Raw genomic sequence first — 9,616 nt, forward strand, 5'->3', positions numbered from 1 at the left:
GCAAGCACGTCCCCGACGCGATGATGGGCGCGATCAAGATGATGAGCGCGCTTCGCCGGACACTCGAGCCCGAGGACATAACCGGCACCGCGGTGTTCCTCGCGTCCGACGACTCCGACGCGGTGACCGGGCAGGTCATCCCGGTCGACGCCGGCGTTGCGATGCTCGGATGACCGAGGTTCCCAAGGAACGGTTCAACCCTCCCTTCCACCGCACGCTCGGCATCCAGATGCGGATCGGAGACAACGAGGAGGGCGTGGCGTTCATCGAGGTCGACCCCGAGAAGCACTACGGGAATCGGTGGGCGCACGGCGGGATGGTCGGCGTGCTTGCCGACATCGCCAGTGGTATCGCGATCGCTGTGGCCATGAAGGAGGACGGGCGTCAGGCGATCGACGGGACGGTCGAGTTGAAGGTGAACTTCCTGCGCAAGGTCTACGACGGCGACATGACGGCCACCGCCAAGATCGTGCATCTGGGGAAACGTCTGGCCGTGACGAACGTCGACATCACGAACAAGGGCCGGCTTTGCGCCAAGGCGATGGCGACGTTCATGCTGAGCCGGTCGAAGGGTTGAACGTTTTCTCAAAGGACACCATGGAAGACCGCCAGCCGTCCGGACTCCTTCTCGAGATGCTGGACGGAGAACCAGCCAGCGTCGAGCGGTGGCAGCGCGAGGTGGCCATGTCCAAGGCGCTCGCGACCGGACTGTTCTCGCGCGCGACGGCGTTCAAGAACCTCCGCCCCGATGAGTCGCGATTCCAGCAGAAGGTCGAGAACTTCAGTCACCTCACGATCTACGAGATCGGGCCCGGCGACATCACGTTGACAGCACTGCCCGACGGCGATGCCGGGGTCCGGGTCGTCAACCGGTTCGCTTTCCGGCGGTACCCGCGGCCTTCCCAGGGCCGTTGCTCGGGGAAGCCGACGTTGGGGATCTTCCTGATCCTGATCTCCCCCACCGAGCGTTCCCGGGCGCAGGAGCTCCGCGACTGGGCCGACTTCACTCACATCCACGGGATCGCAGCGGCGGCGCCGGAGGGGTTCACCACGATCACGCCCTACGTGAACGCCGCCGGAACCGACCCGCTGTATCTCCACTTCTACGAGCTCGACACCCCCGATCCCGTTGCCGCGGTCGACGAGATGCCGAACGCGGTGATGAAGCGCTGGGGCTTCGAGCTCGGCGACGAGGCGTTCATGAGGTGGGCCATGAGCGACGCGCTCGACATCCAGTACGTCAACGTGTTCGGGCGGCTCCCGTGAGCGAGCCGGACGGCATCGGCCTGTTCGAGGCCATCGATACGCAACGGAGCCTCCGCCGGTTCACCGACGCTCCCGTCCCCGACGCCGCGATCCGGCGTCTGCTCGACGCGGCGCGGAAAGCGCCGAGCCCCACGAACTCACAGCCGTGGGGGTTCATCGTGGTGCGCGATCCCGAGAAGCGCCGGGCGCTCGCCGAGATCTACGCGAAAGCCTGGGGATTCGCGAAACAGTTCTACGGCGACCCCGCGAAGGCCAAGGACGAGCCCGAGCGGGTGATGCTCGAGGCGACGGACCGGCTGGCCGGGTCGCTCGACGAGGCGCCTCTGTTCATCCTCTGCTGTCTTGACCGGTCGCGGCTCGGCCCGATGGTGACCCCGGATCTCCAGACGATCCTGGAGCCGTCGTCCGCCTTCGGGGCCGTTTGGGCCGCGGTCCAGAACATCCTGCTCGCTGCGCGCGGGCTCGGACTTGCGGCGCTACCCACCAACCTCACGCGCCTGCTCGATCACGAGGTCCGGCCGCTGCTCGGGATGCCGGAGTACGTCGAGACCGTGATCCTCATCGCGATCGGACACCCGGCAGAAGGAAAGTTCGGGCCGCCGCGACGCCGGGAGCTCGAGGAAGTCGCCCACCTCGAACACTGGGGAACGCCCTACGCCTGACATATGCTCGCGACGGGTCGACAGCGAGGGGGCGCACATGAACGACACGGCAGCCAAGATCCTGGTCATCGGCGGGCTGTTCAGCCTAGTCTTCGCCTTCATCATGGGGTTCGTTCTCTCGCGCGTCCGGCTGAAGGACCACACCGTCGAGCAGACGCGACTCCTCGGCGTGCACGTGGTTGCCCTATGGGAAGGCTTCATGCTCCTCGGACTCGTCTGGGCCGTGGCCTTGTCGAACCTATCGTCGGGCGTCGAGACGCTCGCCGCGCTGCTTCTCGTCGCGGGTGGCGCGCTCCAGCTGACCTCGAACTTCCTCGCGTGGACCAAGGGGTTGGCAGACCTGTTCGCGCCACCTCGCGGCATCGTTTACGCGCTGGCAGCGACCAACGCGACCCTCGCGTTCGCCGGGCTCCTGATCCTCGTGTTCGGGGCAGTCAAAGCTCTCTAAACACGTCGATCTTTCCGGGTCTCGCTCGTGCGAGTGGCACCGACACGGAGCCGTGAGAGACGCATGCGCGTGATCAGCAGCTATCCAGGTTTGGAGGCGTGACCGCTAGGCGGACCGGTTCGGCGCCCTGGCCGACCCCCGCGTCCACGACCAGGCGCCCGGCCGGCCCCCCAGCCGCCACCCGCGATGGGTCTTCTCCCCGTGATGGAACCGGCACAGTCGAGCGAGATTGTTCAGCCGCGTCGGCCCGCCCTCGGCAAGTGGAACGATGTGGTCGATCTCGAGTCCGGTCCGCACGTCACACCCAGGCACCACACAGGTCGGATCTCGCGCTTCGAGCGCCGTCCGGAGATGCGCCGCTATCGTGCGGCCGGCATGCGCCACACGCGTCACCTCGACGCCGTCCCGCTCGAGGATCTTAACGAGCCCATCTCGCGCCATCCGACGAGCTACAGCAACGGGAACGGGCCCGACGCCACGGATGACGCAGCGCTCACCGGGCTCGACGCGCCCCCGTTCGAAGGCCGCGCGATCGACTTCGACGTGGACGACGGAACGCGGGGCTTGATCTCCCGCCGCGAAGCCCAACAGCGCGTCGGCCGCGTACGCATCGGAAGGCTCGCGTTGTCCGGCGCGCCGCGCTTCGACCTGCAGACGCTCGGCGCGGGCCTGGACGGACGCGACCAGCTTCGCGCCGTCGTCGGGCGCGAAGCGCCCGTTCAGCCGAACCGCGCCGTCTGGATCGGTCCAGTGACGAAGGTACCGTCCCCTTCGGATGCGCTCACACGCGTCCTCGTCGGAGTGAGCCGAGGCGCGGACCTCCCGGCAGCGATCGCGAAGGGACGCGACGGTCTCCGATTCCGCTGCCTCGAGAAGCGAATCTTCGGATTGCGGGTGCGCCGATGCGGCGGCAGCGATCTCCGCAGCTTGTATCTCCGAGAGGCGACCGGCGACGAACTTCCCGCGCGTCATCGGAAGCGATTCGAGTCGCCGAGCCGTTTCCAACGTGGTGATCGCCTGCCCAAGAGTGACCTTGGTATGGGCCGCCATCCATTGCGCCGGCGTGCGATACCCGGCTGCGCTCCATTCGGGCGATCGCTGAACGCGGCCCGCAGCCAGCGTGCGCCCGGCGGCGCAAACGCGCTCGCCCTCCGAGCACACCTCTACCACCCGCACCGCGTCGACCCCCGACAGATTCCGAGGATCCAACTCAGACAGGAGATCCCGCAGCGCCGCAACCAAACCTTCCAGACGATCGATCATGCAGACATCAAAGCACGCCCATGCGACAACGAACGCCTATCCGTAACTGGATCGAGAGCGTTGCGGAAAGATTCTCGAACTGCGCGTTTCTACAGTCCGGCTAGCACCGCGATGCGCTCGCGATGCTCGGCCGCATCGCCGAACAACGCCTCCGCGGTCTTGATGCGCTTCAGGTACAGATGCATGTCGTGCTCCCAGGTGAACGCGATGCCGCCGTGCACCTGAACGCCTTCCCCGCCCAGCCGCGCCAAAGCATCCGACCCGTACGACTTCGCGACCGCCACCGCCAGATCGACATCCTCCGCGTCGGTCGCGACCGCCCAGCACGCGTAGAACGCGGCCGACCGAGACGACTCGAGGTCGGTCAGCATCTCGGCACACTTGTGCTTGATCGCCTGGAAAGAACCGATCGGACGGCCGAACTGCTCGCGCTCTTTCGCATAGGAAACGGAGAGGTCGAGGATCTTCGACGCGGTTCCCACCATCTCCGCCGTCAACGCGGCGGTCGCGATCCGGAGACCCGGGTCCAAGCCCGGCACCGCGAGCCGCTCGGCCGGCGTTCCGTCCAGCGTCAGCGACCCGATCGGCCGCGTGATGTCGTAGGAGCGCTGCGTCGTGACGCTCGCGCCGTCCTCGACGACGTACCAGCCGACACCGGCAGGCCCGCGCGCCGCGACCACGAACAGGTCGGCGGCCGGGGCGTCGAGCACGTAGCGCTTCTCGCCGGTGAGACGGCCGTCCGCATCGGCACGGGTCTCGATCCCGGCATCCCCGTACGTCCCTGCTCCTTCGGCCACCGCCAAGGTCGCGACGCGTTCCCCCGACGCGATCCCCGGCAGCAGCCGCGCCTGCTGATCCCCAGACCCGTGCCGCAGGATCACCTGGCCGGCCTGCGCGACGCTCGAAAGGAACGGAACCGGCGCGACCGCGCGCCCAAGCTCGCCGAGCAGCAACACCAGATCGAGGAACGACTGGCCCAGCCCTCCCACCGATTCCGGGAACGCCAGCCCCATCCACCCGAGGTCGGCCATCTGCTTCCAGAGATCCCGCGACCAGCCGGCTGGATCGTCGATGAACTCGCGCACGTGCGACGTCGGGCATTGCTGCTCGAGGAAGCGCCGCGCCTCGTCGCGCAACGTGTACTGCTCGGGAGAGAAATCGAAGTCCACTAGCGCTTCTCCCTGGGCGCCCACGTCTCACCGCGGGGCATACCGAGCACCCGCTCCGAGATGATGTTCTTCTGGATCTCGCTCGAGCCGGCCGCGATCGTCTGCGCGAACGACATCAGATAGCCGCGCTGCCACTGACCCCGGCCCATCGCGTCCTCGCCGTCCAAGGCCCCCGCGGGGCCTCCGACCGACAGAGCCAGCTCCTGCATCCGGCGGACCATGTGGCTCCAGTACAGTTTCGCGACCGAGCCCTCGGTCCCCGGCCGGCCGTGCTTCAAGATCGAGGTGATGTTGCGCAGCCCGATATAGCGCATGATCTCGAGCTCGGCGTACGCGCCGGCGAGCTTCTGCCGGAACACCGGATGCTCCGAAACCGGGATCCCGTCGCGCTTCGTGTTCTGAGCGGCCTTGAACAGATCCAGCAGCACGTTGCGGAACCGGATCTGGTGGCCGAGGAACGCCGGGCCGCGCTCGTGCGACAGCGTCGTGTTCGCGTACGTCCAGCCCATGTTCATCTCGCCGAGCAGGTATTCCTTAGGAACGACGCAGTCGGTGAAGAAGACCTCGTTGAACTCCGCGTCGCCGGTGATCTGCTTCAGCGGCCGCGGGTCGATCCCCGGCAGCTTCATGTCGACGAGCAGGTAGGACAGGCCCTTGTGCTTCGCGACCGAGGTGTCGGTGCGGCAGAGCAGCAGGCACCAGTCGGCGACGTGCGCGAACGAAGTCCAGATCTTCTGACCGTTGACCACGAAGTGGTCCCCACGATCCTCCGCGCGCGTCTGCACGTTGGCGAGATCCGACCCCGCGTTCGGCTCGGAGAAGCCCTGACACCAGACCTCTTCCATCGACAGGATCGGCGGCAGGTACCGCTGCTTCTGCTCCTCCGAACCGTGCGCCATGATCGTCGGCCCGGCCAGGTTGGTCCCGACGAAGTTGATGAACAGTTGCGGCGCGCGTGCGCGGGCCATCTCCTCATGGAAGATGATCTGCTCCATGTAGGTAGCGCCCCGGCCGCCGTACTCCTTGGGCCAGTGGATGCCGACCCAGCCGTCCTTCGCGAGCTTCGCCTCCCACTCTTTGGAGAAAGCGACGCGCTCCTCGAAGGTCCGTGGGTCCTTGAATGCCGGCGTTCCCCACCCCTCGGGCAGGTTCTTCTCGATCCAAGCGCGTACCTCGGCGCGGAACGACTGCTCGGACGGCGACTGAGAAAGATCCATGGCGGCGAGATTCTAGGGCTATCGGCTCGATGGCCTCTCGCGACCCGCCGAAGATCCGCGACGCGACCCGCGGCGACGTCGACACGGTGCTCGCCTTCTGGCGAGAGGCAAGCGATCACGCGAGCGTCTCCGACAACCCCGAGAGCGTCAGCACCCTCCTCGAGCACGACAGCGCCTGGCTCCTGATCGCGGGCGACGGCGACGGCGTCGACGGCACACTCGTCGCCGCATGGGACGGCTGGCGCGGCAACTTCTACCGGCTCGCGGTCCGCCCGTCGCAGCGAAGACGCGGCATCGCGACGGCGCTCGTCCGCGAGGGCGAGCGGCGGATCCGGGAGCGCGGCTCCCGCCGGATCAGCTCGATGGTCGAAGGCGATGACGAGGTCGCGACGGCGTTCTGGCGCTCCGCCGGGTACCGTCTCGACCCGAGGCTCGATCGGTACATCAAGGAACAATGAAGGGGGAACCCGTGAGCTACGAGTTCATCACGTTCGAGCGGCGAGGCACGGTCGCGTGGGTCACGCTCAACCGCCCCGAGGTTCGCAACGCCCTGAAGCCCGAGATGCGCGAAGAGCTGATCGACGCCATCGGCGTCGTCGGCGCGGACCTCGATCTGCGTTGCCTCGTGATCACCGGCGCCGGCGAAGGGTTCTGCTCGGGCGCCGACATCTCCGGCGCCGGCTCCCGCCAGGGGCAGAAGCGAGTCGCGGGGATGGCGCGCGACGCGATCCGCGGCGGCTCGCAACGGCTATTCCGGACCCTCTGGGAGCTCGAGACCCCGACGATCGCCGCCGTCAACGGCGTGGCTGCCGGGATCGGCTGTCACATCGCGTTCGCGTGCGACCTCGTGATCGCATCGGAGAAAGCGCGGTTCATCGAGGTGTTCGCCCGCAGAGGGATCGTTCCCGACGGCGGCGGCGCGTACATCTTGCCGCGACTCATCGGGCTCGCGAAGGCCAAGGAGATGGTGTTCTTCGCCGAGCCGTGGGGCGCGGCCGACGCCGAGCGCATCGGTCTGGTCAACAAGGTCGTTGCGCCCGAGGCGCTCGAGCAGGCCGCTACCGAGTGGGCGGAGCGGCTCGCCGCCGGGCCCACGAAGGCATTAGGGCTGGCGAAGCGTTTGCTCAATCGCTCCCTCGAGTCAGACCTCAGCTCGTCGCTGGAGGAAGAGGCGCTCGTACAGGAGCTGATCAACCAGACCGATGACATCAAGGAAGGCATGATCGCGTTCGGTGAACGTCGCGACCCGACGTTCACGGGACGGTGAACGGGATGGCCTACGAGCTGCTCCTGCTCGACAAAGAGCCGCCGCTGGCCACGATCACGCTCAACCGGCCGGACAAACGAAACGCGTTGAGCGACGCGCTGCGCCGGGAGCTGGCGGCAGCGTTGAAGGAGATCGAAGACGACGACGCGATAAGCGTCGCCATCCTGACCGGCGCCGGCACGGTATTCTGCGCCGGCTTCGACCGCTCCGAGTTCACGCCCGACCCCGACACGTTCGGCGATGACTCGAAGTGGCAGTCGGGGCAACTCATGCACGAGACGCTCCAGTCGTTCGGCAAGCCGCTCGTCGGCGCGATCAACGGCCCGGCGCTCGGGGGAGGCTTCGACATCGCGACGCAATGCGACGTCCGCATCGCCTCCGACGTCGCCGCGTTCGGCCATCCCGAGATCAAGTTCGGCGCGCCGACCCTGTACACGATCCTGTCGCAGATCGTGGGTGGCGCGATCGCGCGCGACCTGTGCCTTTCGGGCCGCCGGATCGACGCGAACGAAGCCCATCGCATCGGGCTCGTGAGCTCGGTCGTCCCGGCCGACCGGCTGACCGAAGACACCGTGACGTACGCGCGGCTCGTCGCCGAGGCACCGCCCGAGGCGTTGAAGGCGGTGAAAGCCGGGATCGTCCGCGAGACGCCGTTCCGGGTGCCATGAGCGCCATCTCGCTGCCCGAGCTCATCGCGTCGCTGGAAGGCCCGTGGCGGCCGCGCGACGTCGTGAAGGTGAACGACGCGGTCGTGCGGGTCGCGCGCCTGGAAGGCGAGTTCCCTTGGCATCGTCACGACGAGGACGAGCTCTTCCTCTGCTGGGACGGGGCGTTCCGCATCGAGCTGTCGGGCGCGGATCCGATCACGTTGAACGCCGGCGAGCTCTACGTCGTCCCCCGCGGCAAGATGCACCGGCCCGTCGCCGACGCGATCGCCCACGCGATCCTTCTCGAGCGGCCGGAGACGAAGCAGTACGGGAACTGACGTCTAGGCCGGCCGGAACACCGGGATCGCGACCGTGTCGTCGCCCCGCGCTTCTTCGCGGAACGCGACTCGAACCGGCAGGCCGCAGCGAACCTCCTCGGGCGCGATGCCTTCGACGTTCGAAGTCATCCGCACGCCCTCGTCGAGCTCGATCACGGCAACCACGTACGGCACCCGGTCTCGGAAAGGCGGCAGGTCGTTCTGGAACACGATCGTGAACGTGTAGACCGTTCCGCGCCCGCTCGCCTCGCGCCAGGAGGTATCCGTCGACCAGCACCGGGGACAGTGCGAACGGGGATAGAAGAACGCCCGCCCGCAGCCGCGACACTCCTTGATCATGAGCTTTCCGTTCGTCGTCGCCTCCCAGTAGGGCGCCGTCTCGAGATCGGCCACGGGCAGGTGCCACGTCGCGACCTTCGGCATCTCCGGCACGGCTAATCCACCCCCAGAACGAGTGTTCCGGTGGACGAGAACCAGCCGCCGGTCCCGTTGACGGCCGCGAGCTTCGCGCCGGCGACCTGCCGCCCCTCCGCCTCACCGCGGAGCTGGCGCGCCGCCTCGATGATCAGGAACAGCCCGCGCATGCCGGGGTGGTTCGACGACAACCCGCCCCCGTCGGTGTTCGTCGGCAGCGCACCATCGATCGTGAGCCGTCCACCCTCGACGAACGACCCACCTTCACCTTTCGCGCAGAAGCCGAGCGCCTCAAGCGTCAGCAGAACCGTGATCGTGAACGAATCGTAGACCTCGAGCACGTCGATCTCGTCCGGCTTCACGCCGGCCATCCCGAACGCCCGCTCGCCGCTGCGCTTGGCGGGCGACTCGGTGAAGTCCTCCCACTCGCTCATGGTGTGATGCGAGACCGCCTCGCCGGCCCCCAGCACCCACACCGGCTTGCGCGGCAGGTCGGCCACCCGGTCCTCGGCGACGAGCACGACCGCGCCGCCGCCGTCGGAGCGGATGCAGCAGTCGAGCTTGTGCAGCGGGGAGCAGATCATGCGCGAGTCGACGACGTCGGAGACCGTGATCGGTTCGCGGTACATCGCGAGCGGGTTCCGCGCCGCGTTCGCGCGCGCCTGGACGGCGATCTCGGCGAGTTGCTCCGGTGTCGTTCCGAACTCGTGCATATGCCGGGTCGCCGCCATCGCATGCCGGCCGATCACCGTGTGACCGTAGGCCGACTCGAACTGGGCCGGCCCGCGCGCCTCGATCGCAACGTTGGCCGAGCGGATCTTTCGCTTGAGGTCCGAGCGCGAGGTCGTCGCGTAGTTCAGGAGCGCCACGTCGCAGAGCCCGGCCTCGATCGCGCCGACCGCGTGATGGACGAAGAACTCCCACG

At 67.7% G+C, this 9,616-nt stretch carries 14 protein-coding genes; 9 read left to right on the plus strand and 5 right to left on the minus strand.

Annotated features, from left to right (window positions below; translation table 11 throughout):
- The first annotated feature begins 23 nt into the window (after positions 1-23).
- From WEB06_02920 to WEB06_02940, 5 genes are read left to right on the plus strand one after another with little or no spacing between them, the layout of a single operon-like run.
- Positions 24-173, plus strand: coding sequence for an SDR family oxidoreductase (locus WEB06_02920; protein MEX2554566.1), 150 nt, complete (start codon positions 24-26; stop codon positions 171-173).
- Positions 170-577, plus strand: coding sequence for a PaaI family thioesterase (locus WEB06_02925; GenBank protein MEX2554567.1), 408 nt, complete (start codon positions 170-172; stop codon positions 575-577). Before WEB06_02920 ends, WEB06_02925 begins: the two co-directional genes overlap by 4 nt.
- Before the next feature lie 20 nt (positions 578-597).
- Positions 598-1,266, plus strand: coding sequence for a hypothetical protein (locus WEB06_02930; GenBank protein ID MEX2554568.1), 669 nt, complete (start codon positions 598-600; stop codon positions 1,264-1,266).
- The gene (locus WEB06_02935; protein MEX2554569.1) at positions 1,263-1,928 is read left to right on the plus strand and encodes a nitroreductase family protein; all 666 of its coding nucleotides are present in this window, start codon (positions 1,263-1,265) and stop codon (positions 1,926-1,928) included. Before WEB06_02930 ends, WEB06_02935 begins: the two co-directional genes overlap by 4 nt.
- A gap of 37 nt (positions 1,929-1,965) precedes the next feature.
- Positions 1,966-2,376, plus strand: a complete 411-nt coding sequence (locus WEB06_02940; protein ID MEX2554570.1) for a hypothetical protein — start codon at positions 1,966-1,968, stop codon at positions 2,374-2,376.
- 105 nt (positions 2,377-2,481) lie between these two features.
- Here the strand turns inward: WEB06_02940 and WEB06_02945 are convergent, their stop codons facing one another.
- From WEB06_02945 to WEB06_02955, 3 genes are all read right to left on the minus strand, one after another.
- Positions 2,482-3,639: a DUF222 domain-containing protein gene (locus tag WEB06_02945; protein ID MEX2554571.1), complete on the minus strand. Its 1,158-nt coding sequence runs from the start codon at positions 3,637-3,639 to the stop codon at positions 2,482-2,484.
- A gap of 89 nt (positions 3,640-3,728) precedes the next feature.
- Entirely contained in the window at positions 3,729-4,808 is a 1,080-nt protein-coding gene (locus WEB06_02950; protein MEX2554572.1) for an acyl-CoA dehydrogenase family protein, read from the minus strand.
- A complete protein-coding gene (locus WEB06_02955) occupies positions 4,808-6,025 on the minus strand; it encodes an acyl-CoA dehydrogenase (GenBank protein ID MEX2554573.1) in 1,218 nt (405 codons plus the stop codon). Before WEB06_02955 ends, WEB06_02950 begins: the two co-directional genes overlap by 1 nt.
- A gap of 29 nt (positions 6,026-6,054) precedes the next feature.
- Here WEB06_02955 and WEB06_02960 point away from each other — a divergent pair, with 29 nt between their 5' ends.
- From WEB06_02960 to WEB06_02975, 4 genes are read left to right on the plus strand one after another with little or no spacing between them, the layout of a single operon-like run.
- Entirely contained in the window at positions 6,055-6,483 is a 429-nt protein-coding gene (locus WEB06_02960) for a GNAT family N-acetyltransferase (GenBank protein ID MEX2554574.1), read from the plus strand.
- 11 nt (positions 6,484-6,494) lie between these two features.
- Complete coding sequence (locus WEB06_02965; GenBank protein MEX2554575.1) at positions 6,495-7,292, plus strand: enoyl-CoA hydratase-related protein; 798 nt, start codon at positions 6,495-6,497, stop codon at positions 7,290-7,292.
- Positions 7,293-7,297: 5 nt separating this feature from the next.
- Positions 7,298-7,960, plus strand: coding sequence for an enoyl-CoA hydratase/isomerase family protein (locus tag WEB06_02970; protein ID MEX2554576.1), 663 nt, complete (start codon positions 7,298-7,300; stop codon positions 7,958-7,960).
- Entirely contained in the window at positions 7,957-8,277 is a 321-nt protein-coding gene (locus WEB06_02975) for a cupin domain-containing protein (GenBank protein MEX2554577.1), read from the plus strand. Before WEB06_02970 ends, WEB06_02975 begins: the two co-directional genes overlap by 4 nt.
- 3 nt (positions 8,278-8,280) lie before the next feature.
- Here WEB06_02975 and WEB06_02980 read toward each other — a convergent pair whose 3' ends face one another.
- Positions 8,281-8,700: a Zn-ribbon domain-containing OB-fold protein gene (locus tag WEB06_02980; protein MEX2554578.1), complete on the minus strand. Its 420-nt coding sequence runs from the start codon at positions 8,698-8,700 to the stop codon at positions 8,281-8,283.
- Between the two features lie 11 nt (positions 8,701-8,711).
- A partial coding sequence (locus WEB06_02985) for an acetyl-CoA acetyltransferase (protein MEX2554579.1) occupies positions 8,712-9,616 on the minus strand: 905 nt, incomplete at its 5' end.

This window comes from Actinomycetota bacterium (genome assembly GCA_040905475.1).
Taxonomy (GTDB): domain Bacteria; phylum Actinomycetota; class AC-67; order AC-67; family AC-67; genus DATFGK01.

What these genes read in the sequence shown, in the direction of transcription:
- WEB06_02920 (MEX2554566.1), top strand. Translation starts at nt 24, where the DNA reads ATGGGCGCGATCAAGATGATGAGCGCGCTTCGCCGGACACTCGAGCCC.
- WEB06_02925 (MEX2554567.1), top strand. Translation starts at nt 170, where the DNA reads ATGACCGAGGTTCCCAAGGAACGGTTCAACCCTCCCTTCCACCGCACG.
- WEB06_02930 (MEX2554568.1), top strand. Translation starts at nt 598, where the DNA reads ATGGAAGACCGCCAGCCGTCCGGACTCCTTCTCGAGATGCTGGACGGA.
- WEB06_02940 (MEX2554570.1), top strand. Translation starts at nt 1,966, where the DNA reads ATGAACGACACGGCAGCCAAGATCCTGGTCATCGGCGGGCTGTTCAGC.
- WEB06_02945 (MEX2554571.1), bottom strand. Translation starts at nt 3,639, where the DNA reads ATGATCGATCGTCTGGAAGGTTTGGTTGCGGCGCTGCGGGATCTCCTG.
- WEB06_02955 (MEX2554573.1), bottom strand. Translation starts at nt 6,025, where the DNA reads ATGGATCTTTCTCAGTCGCCGTCCGAGCAGTCGTTCCGCGCCGAGGTA.
- WEB06_02960 (MEX2554574.1), top strand. Translation starts at nt 6,055, where the DNA reads ATGGCCTCTCGCGACCCGCCGAAGATCCGCGACGCGACCCGCGGCGAC.
- WEB06_02970 (MEX2554576.1), top strand. Translation starts at nt 7,298, where the DNA reads ATGGCCTACGAGCTGCTCCTGCTCGACAAAGAGCCGCCGCTGGCCACG.
- WEB06_02975 (MEX2554577.1), top strand. Translation starts at nt 7,957, where the DNA reads ATGAGCGCCATCTCGCTGCCCGAGCTCATCGCGTCGCTGGAAGGCCCG.
- WEB06_02980 (MEX2554578.1), bottom strand. Translation starts at nt 8,700, where the DNA reads ATGCCGAAGGTCGCGACGTGGCACCTGCCCGTGGCCGATCTCGAGACG.